Origin of the sequence: Psychrobacter sp. FME6 (assembly GCF_014861365.1) — a bacterium.
Lineage (GTDB): Bacteria > Pseudomonadota > Gammaproteobacteria > Pseudomonadales > Moraxellaceae > Psychrobacter.
On the sequence record NZ_RRYW01000054.1, the window covers coordinates 1 to 21,010 of the forward strand.

21 protein-coding genes are annotated in these 21,010 nt (G+C 42.1%); 13 read left to right on the forward strand and 8 right to left on the reverse strand.

The annotated features are described in order from the left end of the window. The first annotated feature begins 135 nt into the window (after nt 1-135). The 5 genes from EI162_RS08940 to EI162_RS08960 all read left to right on the forward strand — a co-directional run bounded on the left by EI162_RS08940 (nt 136) and on the right by EI162_RS08960 (nt 6,319). Complete coding sequence (locus tag EI162_RS08940) at nt 136-1,800, forward strand: di-heme oxidoredictase family protein (RefSeq protein ID WP_192524033.1); 1,665 nt, start codon at nt 136-138, stop codon at nt 1,798-1,800. A gap of 131 nt (nt 1,801-1,931) precedes the next feature. Further along, nucleotides 1,932-3,089 carry an imelysin family protein gene (locus EI162_RS08945; protein ID WP_192524034.1) on the forward strand — a complete coding sequence of 386 codons (1,158 nt, stop codon included), beginning with the start codon at nt 1,932-1,934 and terminating at the stop codon, nt 3,087-3,089. Nucleotides 3,090-3,092: 3 nt separating this feature from the next. After that, entirely contained in the window at nt 3,093-4,694 is a 1,602-nt protein-coding gene (locus tag EI162_RS08950) for a DUF1513 domain-containing protein (RefSeq protein ID WP_192524035.1), read from the forward strand. A 2-nt stretch (nt 4,695-4,696) separates the two neighbouring features. Continuing rightward, a complete protein-coding gene (locus EI162_RS08955) occupies nt 4,697-5,365 on the forward strand; it encodes a M48 family metallopeptidase (protein ID WP_192524036.1) in 669 nt (222 codons plus the stop codon). Between the two features lie 348 nt (nt 5,366-5,713). After that, the gene (locus EI162_RS08960; RefSeq protein ID WP_192524037.1) at nt 5,714-6,319 is read left to right on the forward strand and encodes a methyltransferase domain-containing protein; all 606 of its coding nucleotides are present in this window, start codon (nt 5,714-5,716) and stop codon (nt 6,317-6,319) included. Here the strand turns inward: EI162_RS08960 and EI162_RS08965 are convergent. Then, a complete protein-coding gene (locus EI162_RS08965) occupies nt 6,297-6,956 on the reverse strand; it encodes a hypothetical protein (RefSeq protein WP_225735353.1) in 660 nt (219 codons plus the stop codon). The genes EI162_RS08960 and EI162_RS08965 overlap by 23 nt on opposite strands. 58 nt (nt 6,957-7,014) lie before the next feature. Continuing rightward, the gene (locus EI162_RS08970; RefSeq protein WP_192524039.1) at nt 7,015-7,923 is read right to left on the reverse strand and encodes a hydrogen peroxide-inducible genes activator; all 909 of its coding nucleotides are present in this window, start codon (nt 7,921-7,923) and stop codon (nt 7,015-7,017) included. A 278-nt stretch (nt 7,924-8,201) separates the two neighbouring features. Between EI162_RS08970 and ahpC the strand changes: the two genes are divergently transcribed. Continuing rightward, nucleotides 8,202-8,768 (forward strand): alkyl hydroperoxide reductase subunit C, encoded by a 567-nt coding sequence (gene ahpC, locus EI162_RS08975; RefSeq protein ID WP_192524040.1) that lies wholly within the window; start codon nt 8,202-8,204, stop codon nt 8,766-8,768. 165 nt (nt 8,769-8,933) lie between these two features. On the opposite strand, the gene EI162_RS08980 is transcribed toward ahpC, so the two are convergent. Next, nucleotides 8,934-9,182 carry a YdcH family protein gene (locus tag EI162_RS08980; RefSeq protein ID WP_192524041.1) on the reverse strand — a complete coding sequence of 83 codons (249 nt, stop codon included), beginning with the start codon at nt 9,180-9,182 and terminating at the stop codon, nt 8,934-8,936. A 643-nt stretch (nt 9,183-9,825) separates the two neighbouring features. Here EI162_RS08980 and ahpF point away from each other — a divergent pair. The 4 genes from ahpF to EI162_RS09000 all read left to right on the forward strand — a co-directional run bounded on the left by ahpF (nt 9,826) and on the right by EI162_RS09000 (nt 14,384). Beyond that, nucleotides 9,826-11,403, forward strand: a complete 1,578-nt coding sequence (gene ahpF, locus EI162_RS08985) for an alkyl hydroperoxide reductase subunit F (RefSeq protein WP_192524042.1) — start codon at nt 9,826-9,828, stop codon at nt 11,401-11,403. 450 nt (nt 11,404-11,853) lie between these two features. Continuing rightward, nucleotides 11,854-12,591 (forward strand): hypothetical protein, encoded by a 738-nt coding sequence (locus tag EI162_RS08990; protein WP_192524043.1) that lies wholly within the window; start codon nt 11,854-11,856, stop codon nt 12,589-12,591. Nucleotides 12,592-12,645: 54 nt separating this feature from the next. Beyond that, a complete protein-coding gene (locus EI162_RS08995) occupies nt 12,646-13,479 on the forward strand; it encodes a hypothetical protein (RefSeq protein ID WP_192524044.1) in 834 nt (277 codons plus the stop codon). Nucleotides 13,480-13,559: 80 nt separating this feature from the next. Continuing rightward, entirely contained in the window at nt 13,560-14,384 is an 825-nt protein-coding gene (locus tag EI162_RS09000; RefSeq protein ID WP_192524045.1) for a hypothetical protein, read from the forward strand. Between the two features lie 85 nt (nt 14,385-14,469). Here EI162_RS09000 and EI162_RS09005 read toward each other — a convergent pair whose 3' ends face one another. From EI162_RS09005 to EI162_RS09025, 5 genes are all read right to left on the reverse strand, one after another. Continuing rightward, complete coding sequence (locus EI162_RS09005) at nt 14,470-15,330, reverse strand: bile acid:sodium symporter family protein (protein WP_192524046.1); 861 nt, start codon at nt 15,328-15,330, stop codon at nt 14,470-14,472. Between the two features lie 184 nt (nt 15,331-15,514). Further along, a complete protein-coding gene (locus EI162_RS09010; protein ID WP_192524047.1) occupies nt 15,515-15,847 on the reverse strand; it encodes a TIGR01244 family sulfur transferase in 333 nt (110 codons plus the stop codon). A gap of 130 nt (nt 15,848-15,977) precedes the next feature. After that, nucleotides 15,978-16,304, reverse strand: a complete 327-nt coding sequence (locus tag EI162_RS09015; RefSeq protein WP_192524048.1) for a beta-lactamase hydrolase domain-containing protein — start codon at nt 16,302-16,304, stop codon at nt 15,978-15,980. 325 nt (nt 16,305-16,629) lie between these two features. Further along, nucleotides 16,630-18,339, reverse strand: coding sequence for a SulP family inorganic anion transporter (locus EI162_RS09020; protein WP_192524049.1), 1,710 nt, complete (start codon nt 18,337-18,339; stop codon nt 16,630-16,632). A gap of 85 nt (nt 18,340-18,424) precedes the next feature. Continuing rightward, complete coding sequence (locus EI162_RS09025; RefSeq protein WP_263972265.1) at nt 18,425-18,796, reverse strand: ArsR/SmtB family transcription factor; 372 nt, start codon at nt 18,794-18,796, stop codon at nt 18,425-18,427. 284 nt (nt 18,797-19,080) lie between these two features. Here EI162_RS09025 and EI162_RS09030 point away from each other — a divergent pair, with 284 nt between their 5' ends. The 3 genes from EI162_RS09030 to trxC all read left to right on the forward strand — a co-directional run bounded on the left by EI162_RS09030 (nt 19,081) and on the right by trxC (nt 20,832). Further along, a complete protein-coding gene (locus tag EI162_RS09030) occupies nt 19,081-19,953 on the forward strand; it encodes an MBL fold metallo-hydrolase (RefSeq protein ID WP_192524050.1) in 873 nt (290 codons plus the stop codon). Between the two features lie 160 nt (nt 19,954-20,113). Beyond that, entirely contained in the window at nt 20,114-20,296 is a 183-nt protein-coding gene (locus EI162_RS09035; RefSeq protein WP_192524051.1) for a DUF2892 domain-containing protein, read from the forward strand. Nucleotides 20,297-20,394: 98 nt separating this feature from the next. After that, nucleotides 20,395-20,832 carry a thioredoxin TrxC gene (gene trxC / locus EI162_RS09040; protein WP_192524052.1) on the forward strand — a complete coding sequence of 146 codons (438 nt, stop codon included), beginning with the start codon at nt 20,395-20,397 and terminating at the stop codon, nt 20,830-20,832. Nucleotides 20,833-21,010: the final 178 nt, after the last annotated feature.

Here is a 21,010-nt window from a genome sequence, read left to right on the forward strand (position 1 = left end):
TTCTCTTTGTTGTGGTAAACAAGAGTGTAAGGCGTTGCTTATTTTTTTCAACTATCTCCCAATTCTATACAGCCCCTATTAAAACTAAAAGGCTATTAAAACTAAGGGGCTCTATGAATAAAACTAAGGTACTCTATGAACACCACGAATGTTTCAACAGTTCAAAAACCTGCCTCGTTTTACTCTGCCTTTATCCCTAAAACTGTGCCAGCCAAGCTTACTTTTGGCATTCTATGCGCTCTATCACTTAGCGCCTGCCAGCCGACTGACAGTGTTTCTGATGGCACTTCTAATAATGAAAAAACAGCCATAGATAATGGGCAAAATCAAGTATTGGCGCCTGAACGAGTTCAAACCATAGAAGCGCTCGCGGGTGTGTCTATGCAACAACTAGCAAGCTTTGATCCGCAAGAGATTAAGCAAGGTGGCGACACAGGCATCAGTATTAGCAGTGCTGAGAGTTACTCTAAACCTTCATCGAATATAACCGCATCACGTAAAGGCTCTTTTTTTATTGGCAATGCGTTTTTTCGTCAGCCGTGGGTGATTGCGCCTGCCAGTACGGACAGCCGAGATGGTCTTGGTGCATTGTTCAATGTCGCAGCGTGCCAGTCTTGCCACATAAAAGACGGTCGCGGTCATGCGCCGATGACTAGCGAAGATGATGCAGACAGTTTGCTCATTCGTCTCGCTATGCCAGCGACTACGAACGAGCAGCGTCAGCAACTACAAAACTCATTGATCGAAAAAGTCGTCCATCCTATGTATGGTGGTCAACTGCAAGATCGTGGTATTCAAGGGGTGCCTGCCGAAGCGAGAATTGCGGTACAGTGGGCAGATAAACCGGTCACCTTTGCCGATGGTCATGTCGAGACATTGCGTGCACCCACCTTTAACTTAACCAAGCCTGGTTATGGGAAATTTGATGATGAGCTGATGGTGTCGCCGCGTATCGCCTTGCCAATGATTGGGCTCGGATTACTGGAGCAAATACCTGATGCAGATATTAAAAAACAAGCGGCTAACAACAGTAAAAATGGCAATGATATTAAAGGCAAGTTTAATTGGGTCATGGATCCACAAACGGGCAAAGTTGCACTAGGACGCTTTGGCTGGAAAGCAGGTCAAACCAAATTAATCACCCAAAACCAAAGCGCCTTCAATGAAGACATGGGTTTAACCTCAAATATTCGTCCCAATGAATCCTGTATGCCGACGCAAACTGCATGTATGAATGCAACAACGGGCGCTGACGAGCAAGGCAATGATAAGCCACCCGTCGAAGTCAATGACGAGGTGGCACAGTTTGTGGAGTTCTATACTCGTAATTTGGCGGTACCGCATCGCCGTAATGCCGATGATGAACTGGTGCTTGCGGGCAAAAAACGTTTTTATGATATGGGTTGCCAGAGCTGTCATACGCCAAGATATCAGTTGCCAAAAACTGACGATGACCATATTGAGCAACATGGCCAAGTGATTTATCCTTATACAGATTTGCTGCTACATGATATGGGTGATGATCTTGCTGATCGTACTATCGCGGGCAAGCTACCATCAAAAGATTTACAAGTTGAGTTTTTAGCCAACTCTTATGAATGGCGTACACCAGCTTTATGGGGTATTGGTCTCGCCCAAACCGTAGACTCACAAGCGACATTTTTGCATGATGGTCGTGCTCGCACGCTGATGGAAGCGGTATTGTGGCATGGCGGCGAAGCCAAAGAGCAGCAGAAAAAAGTGCTCAAACTTGATAAGCAAGGGCGTGCTGAATTGAATGCATTTTTGCGATCATTATAAGAGTGATGTGATTGAACGTTTTTTTAATGTGGCAATCAATGGTTATTAACGACTATAAATAAAGCCATCTTCCAAATTAAATATTAGCTACAATAATTTAAATAATTATTTATCCAATTACCGGGAAATTTATGAAAATAAACCATGCTCTAGCAATGGCGATATCTGCTTTAAGCGCTGGATTGCTTATCAGCTGTGTGAAACCTGCTGATGAGAATAAAGCATCAGATGTAGACAGCCAAGTCGCACAAGATAGCGCTGAACCTAAAACTAGTGAAGGTTCAGCCAGTACTGATAATAATAGCGAGAAAAAAATTACCACTGTTGACATCAGCGCCGATACTGAAAAAACCTACCTAACTCATGTGGCAAATGAAATGGTCGTTCCTGCCTATGCTGACGCGGCTAAGCAAAGTGATCTATTGCATGATTTAGCACAAAAAAACTGCCAGCAAGCGCCGGTCAGCGGTGATGAGTTACAAGCGTTGCGTGACCAATGGTTAGTATTAGCGCAAGCATGGGCGAGTGCCGAGATGACTAACTTCGGTCCTGCGACTGAGAGCATGAGCAATCTATACATCAACTACTATCCTGACGAACGTGGTTTGGTACACAAAGGGGTTGCAGATTTGATTGCTGCCAATCCTAAACTGACCGCTGAGCAGCTCGCTAATGAGAGCGCCATTGTCCAAGGTGTACCAGGATTAGAAGAAGCGCTATTCGCCAATGATAGCCTAGATGCTGGACAGTGCGCTTATGTCATTAGCGCTAGTAGTGCTTTGAGTACACGCCTAAAAGATATCGAGGAGGACTGGCAGCAGAATGCCACTGATTTATTGGCGATTGATAAAACAGCGGAAAGCGACCAAGGTTTGAATCAATGGTTTAATTCATTGTTATCACTGATTGAGACCATGAAATCTACCGCTATTGATCAGCCGCTTGGCTTAACCGGCAAGGCGAAAGGTCATTTGCCAGCTGCGACCGCGGGCCAAAGCCGTGCAATTATCAATGCTAAGTTAGGGACCTTGAATAAAGCGATGACAGATCCAGTCTTAACCGCTATCTTGGGAAATAGTAATGACAATGACGTGGCTGATAAGCTATCGACGGCGCTTGCTGATACCACGACATTGTTAGCACAAATGCCAGAAGACTTAGCCACTGCTGATAAAGCCACCCAGCAAGAGCTGTATGATCATCTCACCACCATTACGCGTCTGATTAAACGTCAATTAATTCCGACACTTGGTATCCGTGTGGGCTTTAATAGCACCGATGGCGATTAAATAATGTCTACTATCAAAGCAGATACAGAAAATTCGATGGACAAGAAATCTGAGCGCTCAAATGAGCTAGCAACAAATTCATTAAGCCGTGAGCTGCTAACCACCTCTTTGCTAGCAGCTGTCGGTACGGCAACACTGGTTGGTATGCATCATGGCTATCGTCAGCGTCGTCAGCCTGATGCCAGCTTACAAGACTATGTGTCAGGAGTTCGCTCACAGTTGAATCTATCGCTGCTATCGAAACCCCGAACTGCAAAACTTAAGCTAACAAACTCAAAGCTAGCGCGCTGTCGCTATGCTTATCAGCAAGCGAAGGTTGCGTGGCAACAGGCGTATCAGCAGCCAATAAATACTGATGCTATTAGTCATCATCATAACGTTACTGATTTTAGCGCAATACATACTACCACCATGCTAGCGCGTCCTGTCTGTTGGGTCAGCGGTGTGGCGTCAATGCCAAAAGATATCGTATTAGCAAAAAATGATAGTGGCGATGTCAATCATAACGAGCATAACATCAATAACGAACATAGCTTCGGCGTGGTTGGTATTGATGCCGATCGGCAGATTGTGTGGCAAACCACTATGCCTGAACGTGTCCATGATATTGTTGTTCAGCCTGTCGTTAGTTCTCAAGATGAAACTAGCCATAATAATGAAAATCGGGACGTGGTAGTCATGGGGCGTCGGCCCAGTGAGAAGTTTTGGGTGCTCGATACGGCAACAGGGCAAGTTAAACTCGCTATTAAAGCGTCCGCTGACCGTCATTTTTATGGTCATGCTTGCTATAGCCTAGATGGCTCAACGCTATATGTGACCGAAAACGACACACAGACCCTAGATGGTAAAATCGGTATTTATGACGCTCATAGAGATTATCAAAAAGTAGCAGAATTTGACTCTCATGGTATTGGACCACACGAGCTTATCATGCATCCTGATGGTGACACCTTGGTAATTGCTAATGGTGGTATTAAGACTGAGCAAGCGTCTCGTGAAGAGTTAAACCTAGACAGCATGCGGCCATCGTTGGTGTACTTAAACCGTCATGATGGAACATTGCTTGAGCAAGTTACGCCTAAACATAATCAAATGAGCGTACGCCATTTAGCCATGCATAACGATGGCACGGTGATGGTTGGTATTCAATTCCAAGGTGAGCGACATATCAATGTGCCATTGGTATTGACGCATAAACGTGGTGATACCGATTTTAAACCTTTAACCATGCCAAATAATCAATGGCAACGCTTTCACCAATATATCGCTAGTGTGGCGGTTGATAGTCAACGTAATCTATTATGTGTGACCACGCCAATTGGTGGCTGTGCGGCGATTTATGATTTAAATACTCGTACATTAGTTGATGCTGTCAGCTTGCCAGATTGTGCGGGTGCGTCTATTTATGCCAACAAAACAGCCAACGATATCTCTAATAAAGCTCACGAAACAGGCTTTATCGTTAGCGATGGGCAAGGGCAATTAAGCAGACTGGATGTCAGTGATTTAGCCATACCAAGCTCAAACGTCGCTGCAAATGAAACTATCGCCAAAGACAGTAAACGTCATATGATGTCTTTTGACAACCATTTACAAGCGCTTTGAGCATGACTGTGCTAGCAGAATACAATAGCTCTTTGCTAGAGAGTGCCGTTCAGCGTTTGGCAGCATCAGGCATTGAGTTACAGGTGACCAAAAAGCGGGTTAAAAATATCAATTTTCGCTTAAAACCTTATACATTAATGGTATCTGTACCTCTGTCTATTAGCCCAGCGCAAATGGCGCAGTCTATTACCAGCCGAGTATCGTGGGCAATCGAAAACCACGACCAAGTGTTAGAGCAATATCAGCGCAAACAAAGCACTGCGTCGGAATCTTCAGCTGCCGATAGCCCGCTTTTATTATGGGGTATCACGCAGCCGTTCGCTTTAAGCCACGATGAAAAAATTGCGTATTATCACAAACATCTCACTACAGTATTCCCTGCATTATTTGAAAAATGGCAACCGATCGTTGGTGCTCAGGCCAATGAAGTCCGTCTTAAAAAAATGCACACACGCTGGGGCAGTTGCAATACACGCGCGTGCCGAATTTGGCTGTCGGTCTACTTACCTGCCTATCCTATTGAATGCACCGAATACGTCATTGTCCATGAGCTATGTCATTTGCATCATGCCAATCATAGCGCTGCGTTTTGGCAAACGGTAGCGACGGCGATGCCTGATTATCGGCAGTGGCATGACATGCTGGCAGGTAAGTCTGGTCAGCTCGATTAAACGCCTCACGTAAATAGTATCCATAATTTTAATAGACCTGATATGATAAGTCATAACGGTACGAATTGTACCGTTTAAATAATAGTATTATATAGTTAAAATACTTTAAAAACGCTACGATACTGTTGGTATAGTTTTTTTGTAGCCTCTGTCTGCGTAGGCACAGCAAGCTAGAAAAAACTGTACCTACAGTACGTGATGTATCGATTTTACTTTTCACTGACTATAGAGTCTGTTCAATATAGTTTGGATGCAAGGAAGGCGAGTGAAAGTACTACAAGTCGTAGGCTAAGCGAGTCTGACACCGTATCCATTTTATATAGAACTGAATATAGACAAGGACGGCATATGGAAAACGTTAATCAAGCAGATTTTTGGCAGCAGCGTTATGAGCAAGACAGTATTGGTTGGGATATGGGGCAGGTATCACCGCCACTCAAAGCTTATATTGACCAGTTACCTGAGTCTGCTAAAGATCAGGCTATATTAGTACCGGGTGCGGGTAATGCTTACGAGGTTGGCTATTTGCATGAGCAAGGCTTTACCAATGTCACCTTGGTTGACTTTGCACCTGCACCGATTAAGGCCTTCGCTGAGCGTTATCCTGATTTTCCAGCTGAGCATCTCATCTGCGCAGATTTCTTTAACTTATCGCCTGAGCAATACCAGTTTGATTGGGTGCTCGAGCAAACGTTTTTTTGTGCGATCAATCCTACGCGCCGTGATGAGTATGTCCGGCAAATGGCAGCCCTGCTCAAACCTAAAGGGAAGCTGGTTGGTTTACTGTTTGATAAAGACTTTGGGCGAAAAGAACCACCGTTTGGTGGTACGAAAGCTGAGTACCAACAGCATTTTGAGTCTCATTTTGATATAGAGATTATGGCGCCGAGCTATAACTCGCATCCTGCGCGACAGGGTAGTGAGTTATTAATCAAGATGCGCGTAAAAGCGTAATCTCACGCTTGATATTGATTCGAGCCTTTGTTTCTAAACGTTCGTAGTAATAGTCCGTTATATATAGTGTTGGGTGCGCTAACAAGCTGTTTAGGACTGACGCTCGACCAGCACGATATTTTATATCTGAGACATAGGCATACTCTTGGCGTACGGCTTGCGCGTATTTCTCATATTCAACCCAAGGCGCACCTAAAATGCTTAAGTCCATATCTAATAAATAAGCGGCATCGCTGCTTTTGTTAGAATCTGCCAATTCGTCGATTTGATGGCTAGCAGTCATCATGATCAGTTTGTAAATATGCTGGCGTTTCTCATCGTCTATATATTTACTTAACGCCTCTACTGCATATTTTGCGCTTTTTAACTCATTGTCTAAGCGGGTTGGGTCGTATATCACATCATGATAGTACAACGCTAAGGCAATAATATTTGGCTCATAAAGGTGCTGTTTTATCTTTTCAAACTGTGCAAATAACTGCTGGATATGCTGCAAGCTATGATAAGCGCGCTGTGGTTCGTTATAACGGCTCGCAATATCTTGCCACAGCATGCTTGATTCTGCTGGCGTCATATCACTATTTACAGCAGCCAAGTGTCGGGCAAAATCATTGCTAAGCGTAGAGTTTATTTGCAAAACATCGTCCATATTTAACCCAGTTTTCTATGGTTTGTTATCACTCACAATTCACTATTTATTTCTTATTAGCAGCTTCTTCAAAAGCCTTTTTAAAGACATCTCCTAACAAACTCACATCATCAACACGAGCATAATTTAAACGAGTGACAAAGGCGATATGACGATGCGGGCCTTCCTCTGCCAATGGTACTGCGACCGCATTTTGATTTTGTAGATGTAGTTGATCGAGCGCCATTTCTGGTACCAAGGTTGTACCCATATTAGCCAATGCCATTTGAATAAGCGTATTTAAGCTGGCATCCGAAAAGCTTGATTTCATCTGCGCACGGTCAAAATGGCAGACAGATAAAGTTTGATCGGTTAGGCAATGCCCTTCGCCGAGTAACATAAGATTAGCAGTCTCTAGCTCATCGGCATTAATGGTTTCAAGCTTGGCGTGTACATCGTCTTTTGGAAATACGGCAAAAAAGTCCTCGCTCCAAAACTCAAAGCTGTGCAAACCATCGACCGCATAAGGTAGCGCAATAATAGCCGTATCAATATGACCGTAGCGCACTTGTTCGAGCAAGCGCTCCGTTTGCTGCTCCACGATGGTCATACGAAACTCTGGGTAATGCTCTCGCAGCGCTGGTAGCACTTTTGGCAATAGATAAGGTGCAATCGTTGGAATAATACCCACTGTCATAGGGTAAGCAAGTGGCGATTGATGGCTTTGTGCACGCGTGGTCAAGTCGCTCACTTCAGAAAACACCCGCTGCGCCCGAGTGAGAATGTCCTCTCCAATAGGGGTGATGAGAACTTGTTTGTTATTGCGCTCAAAAATCTGGGTATCCAGTTGCTTTTCTAACTCTGCGATGCCCAAGCTGAGTGCAGACTGGGAGATATTACAGTCTTCAGCAGCACGTTTAAAATGGCGGTGCTTAGCAACGGCTAAGGCAAATTCAAGCTGTCGTAAGGTAATCATAAAACCTCTCTTTTAATGGGCTTTTAACACACTCTATTATACCTAGTTATCCTTTCTGGGATAGCCATTACCAATCATACACTGATGATTAAAATTAGATAGAATAGTTTAACAAGTTTAATAAAACAAAACATCACATTAAAAACTTTTAACTGGATTAACCATAGAATTCGCGTATAGTTTGTCAGGTAGCCCAGATAACAAAAGGGTTAATAGAAACAATCATACAAATAACCTTTAATCAATTTAACATCAATCAATCTAAAAAGGAGCCAATCATGGCGTCTATTATCAATCAAGAAATCCCAGAGTTTTCAGCAGAAGCGTTTGTAAATGGTGAGTTCAAAACCATCACATCAGAAGACGTAAAAGGCGGCTGGGCAATCTTCCTATTTTACCCAGCAGATTTCACTTTCGTTTGCCCAACCGAGCTTGAAGACATGGCCGCTCATTATGACGAGCTAAAAGGTCTGGGTGTAGAAGTCTATGCCGTATCAACTGACAAGCATTTCACTCATAAAGCATGGCATGACTCTTCAGAAGCAATCGGTAAAGTAAACTATCCAATGATTGGCGATCCTACTGGTAAAATCACTCGTGGCTTTAACGTCATGGTTGAAGATGCTGGTGTTGCTGAGCGCGGCACGTTCCTAGTAGATCCAGACGGCTTGATCCAAGTTGCTGAAATTCATGCTGGCGGTATCGGCCGTAGCGCAAAAGACATGTTGCGTAAAGTAAAAGCAGCACAATACGTTCGTGAAAACGACGGCGAAGTTTGCCCAGCAGCTTGGGAAGCCGGTCAAGAAACACTAAAACCAAGCCTTGACCTAGTTGGTAAAATCTAAGCAGCTGCCTAGACTAGTAAAAGCTATTAGGTTTGATTTTTAATATTTAGAAAAAGTATTAAATAACAACTTAAAAAAAGACCCTATCAGCAATGGTTGATGGGGTCTTTTTATGTTATCTCATTAAAATGCTTTTATATTCGTATGTCTATTATAAGCTCAGTATTAGGCGTGAGATTGCAGTTTGTTTTTATCAATTATCTTATATATTTCATCTTTGAGCTGTAGTTTGCGCTTTTTCATTTGCTCAATTTCATCATCGCGGCTGGCGTTTTGAACCGCATCTTTATTAAGCTGATTGATTTGTTGATCCAGCTTAGTATGCTCATCAAAAATACTCGCAAAGTGGCTGTCTTTTTGTTTCAGCTCGGCAATAATTTCTCTGTTGTCTTGCCATGTATCAGTCTTTCTCATGTGGTCATCCTTGTTATGAAGCGCTGTCATGCGTTAAGCACTGGCGCATGGTAGTGAAGATTGCTGTGATGAATTGCTATGATTTTGAGACTTGATTTTGATTAAGCCAAGCCGCTATCTTATACCAAACCCAAAAAGTACGATTAGCGGCTTCAAACTCGTTTAGTCCACAAGACGTAGTACTTACACTCGTTTTCCTTGCTACTCTAATTTTTGTGAATGGTATTAGTTGAAGTGTGTTCAACATTCAGAAACAGCGATAAGGCTTAATACCAGCAGAAAATGCCTTTAATAAATATACATAAAAGCATGCATAACAGCGAATCTGCAATGAGACAAATAGGAATTTTTCTTATCTGTCTTACTCGATTGTAGCGAAAAAAATCACTAGATACCATGGCTATTATCTGTCTATATATTTAAATTTAATTTATTATACCTATTTATGATTGGTTTTATAAAACGTAAGGTTTGAGTTTCTCCGCTTGCCCAAAATCGCTAAACCTATGATAATAGAGCCATCAAAGGGCATAAGCCTATTACGTATAACGTGTCAGATAAAATAATTAGTACCAAGTATTTCCTACTTAAACGTGCAATATAACCGTTGCCGTTACATATTCAGTAATGATGAGGAACAAACATGATAGATAAAAGTTTATTAGATGCTGTAAAAAGTTATAGCGAAAACATGACCCGTCCAATTACCTTTGTATTGGGCAGCGGTGAGCATGCAAAACGTGCAGAATTGATTGATTTCTTAACTAAAGTTGCAGGCACTACGGACAAGATTAATTTTGATGCGTCAACCAATGATGACAGTCTGCCAAGCCCCATTAGCTTTAAAGTCGTCAGCCATGCTGATGACACGTTGACTGACACCGGTATCGTATTCAGTGGTATCCCGGGTGGGCACGAATTTACCTCGTTAATTTTGGCAATTTTGCAGGCGGGTGGTCATACGCTAAAATTGGATGAGGGTATCCAAAAACTGATTAAGCGCTTTAATAAGCCGTTACAGTTTCAGACTTATGTATCGCTATCTTGTCACAGCTGCCCAGAAGTGGTGCAAGCGCTGAACCAATTTGCGCTACTGAACGATGACATCAGTAATGAGATGATCGATGGTGCATTATTCCAAGAGCAAGTCGATGCCAATAATATCCAAGGGGTACCAGCGGTATTTTTAAATGGTAAGCCATTTGCCAATGGTCTTATTGACACGGCAAAATTGATTGAGAAGTTGCAAGAGCAATTTCCTGATTTGTTAAGCGAGGCTAGTGATGATACTGAGCAACTCGAGCAGCAAGATGTCACCATTATTGGTGCGGGTCCAGCTGGTGTTGCCGCCGCGATTTATACCGCTCGTAAAGGTTTAAAAGTAACCATGGTCGCTGACCGTATTGGTGGGCAGGTGAAAGACACCCAAGATATCGAAAACTTAATCTCTGTGCCTTTAACAACGGGAACTGAACTGTCGGCAAATTTTGAAAAGCATTTGCATGAGTATAATATCACGCTCAAAGAACACGTTAGTGTCAAAGAAATCGGTGAGACGGCAGAAGAAAACTACACCATCAACCTAAACACGGGTGAGACGTTTGAGACGCGTAGTATTATCTTGGCGACTGGTGCGCAGTGGCGTAAGCTTGGTGTCCCTGGTGAAGATGAAAACATAGGTCAAGGCGTGGCTTACTGTGCGCACTGTGACGGTCCGTTCTTTAAAGGTAAAGACATCTCCGTCATTGGTGGCGGTAATTCAGGTATTGAGGCGGCGTTAGATCTTGCCGGTATCGTTAAACATGTGACTGTGCTTGAGTTTGCGGATGACCTAAAAGCTGACCAAGTATTGATTAATAAAGCCAAAGAAAATAGCAATATCGATATCATTACCAGTGCAGCGACCCAAGAAATTAAAGCAAACGATGGTAAAGTGACTTCAATCGTTTATCAAGATCGCAACACTGATGAAACCAAAGAGCTTGATATCTCAGCGGTGTTTATCCAGATTGGTTTGGTACCGAATACTGAGTTTATCAAAGGCTTTGTTGACTTAAACCGCTTTGGTGAGATTGAGATTGATGAGCGTTGCCGTACCGATCGCAAAGGTATCTTTGCTTGTGGTGACGTGACTACCGTACCCTTTAAGCAGATTAATATTGCGATGGGTGAGGGTAGTAAAGCGGCATTATCAGCGTTTGAATATTTGGTTATGCAGTAAGTTAAGTTTAATATCAACCAGCCCATTGAAAATCCTATTGAAAGGATTTTCCTTGCAAGCCTAAAATTGACATGCAATTTTTTAACGGCTTTCAGGGCGAGGGTTCAAAAGCGGCATTATCAGCGTTTGAATATTTAGTAATGCAGTAAGTTATCTAGCTCTAAAGCTAGTTTTAGAAGCCACCTCTTTTGAGGTGGCTTTTTTTATGGAAAATGATTAACTATTTGTTAAACTCTATAAGTTGACGTATGTTTGGCAGTGTAAATTGTGTAGAGTGTAGCTAGATTGATTATCGAAGATACTACAGTGAAAGGAGCTTGTTTTGCACCATTTAACACATCAATTTTAAAGCGTATAACCTTAGTAGCTACTTTCGCTTGTGTATTTTGCGGCAGTCAGGCATTAGCGAACACATCTCAAATCAATAGCCCTATATCAAACAACACTCTTATGAATCTCTTGAAGCCTTATTATCCATTCTATAATAAGAAACTTAAGTGCCAAAGTGTGGTGGTTGACTCAAGTTTTTATGGTGTCTTTTCTAATGAAGATAACAAAGCGGGTCATTGTGTTGAAATTGATCGTCAAGTTATGGTTGAGACTAATAAAGGCAAACGTCTCTATGTACTAGTCACTGGCGATATAAAATTTGGTGAGCATGATGAGGGATTGAGAGACAGTAATGACGCTCTTTTTTACCAAGGCTTGGTGGGTATGTTTGTCTTAAAGCCAAATGGTAACAACTGGAAAATAGAATTGGCAAGTCCTATTATGAGTGCGGGTGCACAAGGTATGGGACTACGTGATTGGAAGTTGATGCGCTTTGCTCCCGATACTTGGGGCTTTGTAAATGAGGATAGTTACGAGTATTTGGGCTATGTAGAAACCAGTTTGGTTATATTAACGCCTAATGGGCAAAATATTATAAAAAGCGCCATCAATAATAGTAATTTTAGTGCTTATACTGATCTTTGTAGCGATGAGGTAAAACGGGTCTGCGATGATATCAAAGCCAAACTACAGCACATTGATACGAGTAAAGTCGTTGATGGTTTTTATCCTCTACACTTTACCGTCAACGGTCGCAAAAACAATAAGACTTATAAAAATGCAAATTATACCTTTTATTATAAAAAAGGTCAGGGCTATCAGATACCTGATAACTATCCTATAGGTTTAGAGAACTAGATGGGCTAGAACATTTATAAGCGTTAAATTTAACCTCATGAGAGAAGAGAAAACATGGCAAAATCTAAAGTAGCAAAAATAACTTTCAGCGCTATTGGTGCAATTATGCTTATGAGCTTATCAAATGTTGCCTCAGCGAAAAGCGTTAATGAAATTATTAAAGAGTATTACCCTATCTATAATGAGACAAAGCAGTGTCGAGGTATTATTGCTAATGATGGCTCATCAGGTGGTGAAGGCGCGTTTTATCAAAGCGGATATTGCATTGAGATTGATAGACAACTAGAGATGGAAACTAAAAAAGGCAAAAGATTGTATGTATTAGTTATTGGTGACATAGGTTTTAATGAAGACGGTAGCGAAGCATATGGGGCACATGTCTTTTCTGGTCTAGTAGGCATGTTTGTTCTAAAACCACAAGGTTCAGGCTGGGAGGTAGAATCCGCCAATCCAGCGATGAATGCAGGTGCTTTTGGTAAAGGGCTAAAAGACTGGAAGCTGATACAAGTTGCCCCTGATAAGTGGGGATTTATTAACATTCATAGTGATTCGCATTGGGTTCATTCAGGCTCGGCTTTTGTGTTACTTACTCCAGACGATAGTAGTATTAGAAGAAGCTGGGTAGAAGCCAAGTATGAACATTCTAATGCAGGAGCTGGGTCAGCAGGAAGCTGTAGCAATCCTGATGCCGATACCTGCACACTTTTAAAAGCTAAACTAGGCGTTAATAAGAAGAAGATAATTAATGGGTTTTATCCGTTAGAGGTTACGCTAAATGGTTTTGAAGATGACAAGGTATATAAAAATAAAGTCTATATGATTAAATATCAGCCCCGATTAGGGTATCAAGTACCCAATGATTATCCAATGAAAGATGTCAGCTTTTGATTTATATTCATAACTATATTTGTGTTTCATAAAAATGAACGATAACAACTTTTTTGAGAGCTTCAAGGGAAGTATTTAAGATGTTCAAATCTAATTTAGTATTACTCAGCTTAAGAAAAGTAGCGTTCGTTATTATAGTCTCATCGATATGCGGTATAGCCTCTGCTGCTGATAGTGTAATGGATATCCTCAAGCCGTACTATCCGCTTTATAACGAAGCATTAGGGTGTCATGGTGCGATTGCTCCTTCTGGTTCAGTCAATGGTTTAACTAGAGAACCTTATATGACAGGCTATTGCATCGATATCGATAGGCAAAAAGTCATAGAGACGGATAAAGGTAAACGCTTATATATATTGATTACAGGTGATGTTAGCTTTGATAAAAATGGTAAAGAAGTTTTACGTGGTCATGGCGCTAGTGGTTTAGTCGGTATGTTTGTTTTAAAGCCTAAAGGTGAAGGTTGGCAAGTTGAGTCGGCCAATCCTTATATGAATGCAGGTAGTTGGGGGCTTGGCCTGGGGGGTTGGGATTTAGAACAGTTTGCCCCAAATACGTGGGGCTTTATGAACGAGCATGGTGATACGCATCAAGGTTACACCAGTACAAGCTTTGTCATATTGACGCCAGATGGTCGCGGTATAATAGAGAACTGGATTGGCGCAGGTTTTGATAGTGGTGGTTCAGACGGTTGTGGTGGTCAGGGGCAGCGTCTATGTAATGATAGAAGTGCTGATTTAGAAATTGATACCAGTAAAACGGTAAACGGGTTTTACCGTCTAAAGCTAACTGTGAATGGATATAATCAGGGTAAAACCTATAAAAATAGTATTTTTTACATCAACTATCAAAAAGACAAAGGTTATATAGAACCTAATGACTATCCATTAAAAGATAATTATTAGGCTAGCTTCCAAAAATATGCTGACATTATGAATGGCCAGCTATCAATAGTTTTTGTCAAAACTACGATCAAACGCTATACAAGGTTTAGTTTTTATTCCGAATCAAAGCAATAACTGGCAGCGCAATCACATACATCAATACGCCATAGACAGCAGCAGGCAGAGCGATAGCAGGTAGGCCAACGGCTGTTCCCATGATGATAGGTGCTAAGGTGATGGCAGTCGTACTATTTTGAATACTGGTTTCGATGGAGATGGTTTTGCTATCGAACCAGCTAAGCTTCATTGCTTTAGAGGTCAAAATACTCAACGCAAATAAAACCACAATGATGAAGACAAGCTCTAGCCCAATAGATGCCAACTGCTCTTGTAATAATTGCCAGTTAGAAGCGATGGCAGCCAAGACAATCAATACAAAGAAGATACTGGCTAATCCATTTAGGATGCCGCTTCTACGCATCATAAAGTCAGTGAATTTATAGCGTGCAAGCATACCAATGCTAACTGGCAAAGCCGTCAATAAAAACATCACTACGCCAATTTTTACCGCGCTGATAGAGCCTGCTTGGTCTTGCATAAAGTGATTAAAAGCCAGCGTGATTAATATGGGTAGGGTCACAACTGATAACAGGCTAACCACACCAGTGAGTGCTACCGACAGCGCCACATTGCCTTTGGCATAAAAGGTAAGCATATTACTGGTCACACCGCCCGGGCAAAAACTAATCAGCATGATACCAAAGGCGATAGTTGGTGGCGGAGACATCATTAATACGACAGCTAAAGCAACCAAAGGCACAAAAATGACTTGGTTCACTAAGCCGACAACAAACGCTTTGGGATGATTAACGATGACCTTGAAGTCGCTGGGTTTTAGACCTGTCCCTAAGGTAAACATAATATAGGCAAGGGCTAAAGGCAGTAGAGCTAACACACTATTACTCATAAAACATTCCTTGTAAAATTAAAGGTCATATTCGAATGACCTTTTTAATAGCCCACATTCCTTGTGGCGGTATCGCTTTTAGCAGTTAAAATATGGTTTTAAATAATATAGTCTTAAATATTATAAAAGCCCATATATTTATATGGGCTTCTTGGTTTATTGCTTTAAGTTATTGATTATGATATCAGTCGTCTAACAAATCCATTTTCTTTGCTGCCTCATAAATACCTGTCGAGCGATTACCGGTACGGCAAAAAATTAACATTGGCTGCTCGGCTTGATTAAAGAAATCGGCAAACTCTTCAACGTGGTTTTGATTGAGTTCACTACCGGCAAAAGACACTTCTTTATAAGCAAGCCCTGCTTCTTTAGCTGCTGCTTCAATCTCAGCGCTGGTTGGCTGATTGGGTTCTTCACCATCTGGACGGTTGTTAATGATGGTTTTAAAGCCATTTTCGGCAATCATTGGTACTTGGTCAGGGGTGATTTGTCCGGTAATGCTAACTTGATGGCTCATAAGAGCTCCTTATTGTTTTTATATGAAAAGTGGAGTATTTGGTATAGAAGTACTGAGCCTTAGACTAAGCTGAATGGACAGCTTTCTAAAGATACCATATGTAAACGCTATCGTATTTTTATAGCCAGTTTTATAGCAGCCCTTGCATGAGAGCACTTTGATAAAGCAGTTTGGCGCGGGCCCCTGTACCACAAAACATAAGAATGGGTTTGGGCATCGAACGGTAAAAATCAGCAAACTGCTCGACAGTGGCCATGCTTAATCGTTCATCATCAAATGGTAGATGGTGATAAGTTAGATTGGCTTTTGTTGTTGCACTGGTAAAATCACAGCTATTGGGCTGCATTTCTGTCTCAGCGTCAGGGCGTATATTGAGCACAGAACGATAGCCAAGCTCCGCTATCTTCATACATTGGCTCGGGTAAATCTGTTTGTAAATCGTTAAATTATCGGTCATAAGTCATTTCGGTCGCGTATATTAAAAGGCGTTTGGATATAGAGTGTGGTAGCTAAGTGCTATTCTTTAAAAGCTATATTTCTAAAGGCTATATTTCTAAAGGCTATAGGTTAAGGGTTTTTTCTACAGACCGTGGTTTTCACGGCTTATACCAATTTAGAATAACACAGCTTTTATCATATCTATATTTTGTCACAGACAATATCTATCGTGACACATTAAATATATAGGCAGTTCTACATAAAAACGATACGTTGGTAGCACTCGTATCAGCTTTAAAGTGAATCAATTATACAAGTTGTTTGAAAGTCATCTGGCTATGTAGTTAGATGTCTTTCAGCGCATTCACCGCATCCATAGTACTTAAATAGACTTGTCCAGAAAGACGGGTAATGACTGGTGTACTTTCAATGATATCCATCACTGGGCCTTTGATAAAGCTAAAGCTTAAGTGCTTATTTTGGCTCAAAAGCTCTTGATTGAGGCTAATAAGCATCTCTTGTGCGGTCAAATCGATGTGATTGACTGCTGACATAATAAGAATGATTTCATGAGCTTCTGGGTATTGCCGTGTGGTTAGTATCACATTACGATGGACGGATTCACTATTGCCAAAGAACAAGCTTTCATCGATACGTAGCATCAATAAATTATGAAAAGTTACTACGTCATGACGATTGATATTACGAAAATGCCCTGTCCCTGCCAATTGACCAACTACAGCAACGTGTGGTTTGCTCGATTGCCAAATCAAACTGGCAAAAGATACCATAATACCGATTACCAAGCCGGTATTGAGGCCGAATATCAGCACACCAGCAAATGCTGCCATAAAACTGGCGGCATCTAAGCGATCCCGTTGCCAGGCAGACTTCAAGGTCGTCATATCGATAAGACCAATGATAGCAGCCATGATGGTCGCACCCAAAATAGCATAGGGCAGTGGCGCAAGGATATTGCCAAATGCTATCAAAGCGGCAACCATAACCAGTACCGTTACTAAGCTCGCCAGTGGCGTTTTTGCGCCTGATTCAACGTTGATAGCGGTACGCGAAAAACCACCAGCGATGGGAAAGCTTTGGAAAAAACCACCAGCGATATTGGCAAGCCCTAATCCTGTCAGCTCACGGTTGGCATCGAATGTCTCATTACGCAGACGCGCATAAGTACTGGCGACTGAGCTGCTAGATACAAAGGCAATGAGCGCCATTAATCCTGCAGTCGGCAATAAATTGAGGGCGTCATGAAAGTCTGGCAAATAAGGCCATGTAAAAGTTGGCAGTCCTTGTGGAACACTACCGATTGTTGCTACGCCATTTGTGGTCCAATCTAGATTGCTACTAAGGGCAATAGCGATAGCGAGAAGTATGAGCGGAAATAGCCGCTCCGCCCATTTAGCATAAGAAGGCGATAACCAAGACCGCCATACCCATTTGCTACCGTAACGGTTCATAACCATCAGTATAAAGGCAGTTGCTCCAATGAGTAGTGTCAATGGATGTAACTGGCGAGCATACATCAGCATACTCGATAAGTAACCGATTAAGCCGTTTCCAGCGATAGGTATGCCGGTCAAATATTTGAGCTGACTGGTAAAAATAAGTACGGCAGCACCACTAATAAAACCCGATGACACGCCGCGGCTAATGAACTGCATAATCCAGCCCAATTTGAGCTTCCCTGCGAGCCACAAAATAGCGCCCAGCATAAATGCCAGCAAGCCTGCCATCAGGACGTACTGCTCAGCGCCTTTATCCGCATAAGGGTGTAAAGCACTGGCGGTCATGATCGCGGTAACAGCTGCAGGACCTACTGCTTGTACATTGCTAGAGCCTAGCCACGCATAAACAGCGACTGGCACAATAGCTGCATACAAGCCATAAACGGGTGGCAGTCCTGCCAACACCGCATAGCCCAAACTTTGCGGGATAACGAGTACACCGACCACAATCCCTGCGATGATGTCAGTTGGTAAGGCAGACAGTTGGTATTGACGTAACCAAGCAGGAATCAGGCGAGCGGCGATAGAAGGCATAGTTATATGTCATCATAATAAAAAAGGTGAATTGCAGCCAAGCATTGTGTTAACTAAAAGGTCTTAATAAAATTTAACCCGTAAATTAACCGTCCGTTTTGTTACAAAAGCGCTCATACAGTAACTGTAGTACTGCTAAAGCATCGTCACTAGCGATACTATAGTAGATTTGCTTGCCTTCGCGGCGAGTTGTGACCAGCTCATCTTTACGTAGGATACCAAGTTGCTGCGATAAGCTTGGTTGACCAACACCGACCAAACTCTCAAGCTCACTGACACAGTATTCACCTTGAGTCAGCTGACATAAAAGTAGTAAACGATCAGGATGCGAGAGCGATTTTAACAACTGGCTGGCTTGCATCGATGCTTGCTGCATTTGCTCAGCAAGGTCATTCGGTGCGAAGTCTGCTACGCTAGGTGATATCGTATCAATATCACCAGAGGTAGATGTGCTCAATGCTGAAGTAGAAGTAGTCAGAGCGAGCTCCTTATATGAGACATAAGTAGAAGATAGAGAGTGTATGGATAAAGTTTGGGCTTATATAGTTAATTATCAATGATATTATCATTTATATCAAGTTATCATTAATTACATTATATAAATTGATAAATTGTTTAGTAGTTGCTATATTGTTATACATAGATAGTGAATAGGTAGATCCAAATCTTATAAACGCAGACCTATTATACGTAAGAATTTATTAAAAAATAAAACATTCATATAAAAGCAAAGAGGTAGCCATGCAAGTTCATTCTTTCTTACATAGCGACACAGAAACTTTTACCCACGTACTTGCCGATGTTCAGCAGCAAGTGTGTGCCATTATCGATCCCGTATTGGATTTTGACCCTAAATCGGGGCGTACGGCTACCGCTAGCGTTGACGAGGTGGTTACCTTCGTTCGTGAGCACGGTTGGGAGCTGGTTTATATCATAGAAACCCATGCCCATGCTGACCACATATCAGCCGCCATTCACGTAAAAGAAACGCTCGGTGGACAATTGGTCATTGGTCAACATATCACAGAAGTACAAAAAATATTTAAGCAAATCTTTAACTTTGATACCAGCTTCCGTACGGATGCCAGTCAGTTCGATATTTTGACGGATGATGGTGAGACGCTAACACTTGGCGGCATCACGATTACGGCTATGTATGTGCCGGGTCATACAAGGGCTGACATGGCCTACCTTGCCGCTGATGATGAAAAGACAGTGGTCTTCGTTGGTGATACTTTGTTTGCGCCTGATGTCGGTACAGCGCGTTGTGACTTTCCAGGAGGGGATGCCAAAACCTTGTATCAGTCTATCAAAAAGCTGCTGACCTTGCCTGATGATACCATCATGTATCTGTGCCATGATTACCCTAGTAAAGGGCGCAAGCATTGCCCAACCACCACTGTAGCAGCGCAAAAGCTCGGTAATATTCATATAAAAGATGGTATTAATGAAGCGGAGTTCGTAGAGATGCGTGAGCGCCGCGATGCCACGCTTGAGATGCCGCGTCTGATTATTCCGTCGGTACAAATCAATATTGATGCTGGTCACTTTCCAAAACCAGAAGACAACGGTACTCGTTATTTAAAAGTACCTATTAATGTACTCGGGCAATAAAATTAAAGTTTTTTTAGCAAAAATAAATAAGAAAACAGTTATGCACGCACAATAAAAATACCAGCCATCAGCATACTAGTCATGTACCATCAATCTATAATATAAAAAAATGGCTAGTATGTTTTCTATGATTTGTTCAATGACACGTGAGGATTTAGCCATGGAAATGAATATCGGAAGTACTGAACGTTTATTACGTATTATCGTTGGTGTCGTGATTATCGGTTTGGGTTTGTATTTCCAAAGCTGGTGGGGTGTGATTGGTCTGGTTCCTTTACTAACAGGGCTATTCCGCTTTTGTCCTTTGTATAGAGTGCTGGGTATGAATACTTGCAAACGTTAAACAGCGATTAAAACGATGATAAAAGTTATCATAAATGAATAAGTAAGTATGGGCGCTTTGTTTGACGGGCGCCTCTGCTATTTTCAAGGAGTCCAATAATGAGTGAGCAAAACTTCCATCTTGTATGTCCGCATTGCCAAGCGACCAACCGCATACCCTCTGAAAAGCTAAGCGCTGCGCCAAAGTGCGGTAAATGTGGTCAGTCATTATTGACTGCCAGTCCTCATGAATTAAATGCCCAAACAGTGAGTAAAGTCATCCAAAAAAACGATGTATTGACCATCGTAGACTTTTGGGCAAGCTGGTGTCAGCCGTGCCTAATGATGGCACCAGAGTTTAAAACCGCTGCCAGCCAGCTGCCGCAAGTGGTCTTTGCCAAAATACAGACCGATAAATACGAGCAAGCGGCAGCACCGTATAACATTCGCAGTTTACCAACCATGGTTGCATTTAGACATGGTAAGGAAGTCGCACGCCAATCAGGTGCGTTACCGAGCGACCAAATTGTCCAGTGGGTGCGAAGCCTGCAAGCTTAATGGTTTGTTTAAAATCTTCTCTACAATAAAAAAGCCAATACGCGATAAATGTATTGGCTTTTTTATTGTAGAGAATTCTGAAAAATTTTATCCCTGATACTAGGGGCTGTATAGAATTGGGAGATAGTTGAAAAAAATAAGCAACGCCTTACACTCTTGTTTACCACAACAAAGAGAA

Bases quoted from the DNA above. Each gene is read 5' to 3' on its own strand.
- EI162_RS09035 (WP_192524051.1), top strand. From the start codon at position 20,114: ATGGAAATGAATATCGGAAGTACTGAACGTTTATTACGTATTATCGTT.
- EI162_RS08940 (WP_192524033.1), top strand. From the start codon at position 136: ATGAACACCACGAATGTTTCAACAGTTCAAAAACCTGCCTCGTTTTAC.
- EI162_RS09020 (WP_192524049.1), bottom strand. From the start codon at position 18,339: ATGCCTTCTATCGCCGCTCGCCTGATTCCTGCTTGGTTACGTCAATAC.
- EI162_RS08955 (WP_192524036.1), top strand. From the start codon at position 4,697: ATGACTGTGCTAGCAGAATACAATAGCTCTTTGCTAGAGAGTGCCGTT.
- EI162_RS08995 (WP_192524044.1), top strand. From the start codon at position 12,646: ATGGCAAAATCTAAAGTAGCAAAAATAACTTTCAGCGCTATTGGTGCA.
- EI162_RS08970 (WP_192524039.1), bottom strand. From the start codon at position 7,923: ATGATTACCTTACGACAGCTTGAATTTGCCTTAGCCGTTGCTAAGCAC.
- trxC (WP_192524052.1), top strand. From the start codon at position 20,395: ATGAGTGAGCAAAACTTCCATCTTGTATGTCCGCATTGCCAAGCGACC.
- EI162_RS08980 (WP_192524041.1), bottom strand. From the start codon at position 9,182: ATGAGAAAGACTGATACATGGCAAGACAACAGAGAAATTATTGCCGAG.
- ahpF (WP_192524042.1), top strand. From the start codon at position 9,826: ATGATAGATAAAAGTTTATTAGATGCTGTAAAAAGTTATAGCGAAAAC.
- ahpC (WP_192524040.1), top strand. From the start codon at position 8,202: ATGGCGTCTATTATCAATCAAGAAATCCCAGAGTTTTCAGCAGAAGCG.
- EI162_RS08950 (WP_192524035.1), top strand. From the start codon at position 3,093: ATGTCTACTATCAAAGCAGATACAGAAAATTCGATGGACAAGAAATCT.
- EI162_RS09015 (WP_192524048.1), bottom strand. From the start codon at position 16,304: ATGACCGATAATTTAACGATTTACAAACAGATTTACCCGAGCCAATGT.
- EI162_RS09030 (WP_192524050.1), top strand. From the start codon at position 19,081: ATGCAAGTTCATTCTTTCTTACATAGCGACACAGAAACTTTTACCCAC.
- EI162_RS08945 (WP_192524034.1), top strand. From the start codon at position 1,932: ATGAAAATAAACCATGCTCTAGCAATGGCGATATCTGCTTTAAGCGCT.
- EI162_RS09000 (WP_192524045.1), top strand. From the start codon at position 13,560: ATGTTCAAATCTAATTTAGTATTACTCAGCTTAAGAAAAGTAGCGTTC.
- EI162_RS08960 (WP_192524037.1), top strand. From the start codon at position 5,714: ATGGAAAACGTTAATCAAGCAGATTTTTGGCAGCAGCGTTATGAGCAA.
- EI162_RS09005 (WP_192524046.1), bottom strand. From the start codon at position 15,330: ATGAGTAATAGTGTGTTAGCTCTACTGCCTTTAGCCCTTGCCTATATT.
- EI162_RS08990 (WP_192524043.1), top strand. From the start codon at position 11,854: ATGAATCTCTTGAAGCCTTATTATCCATTCTATAATAAGAAACTTAAG.
- EI162_RS09010 (WP_192524047.1), bottom strand. From the start codon at position 15,847: ATGAGCCATCAAGTTAGCATTACCGGACAAATCACCCCTGACCAAGTA.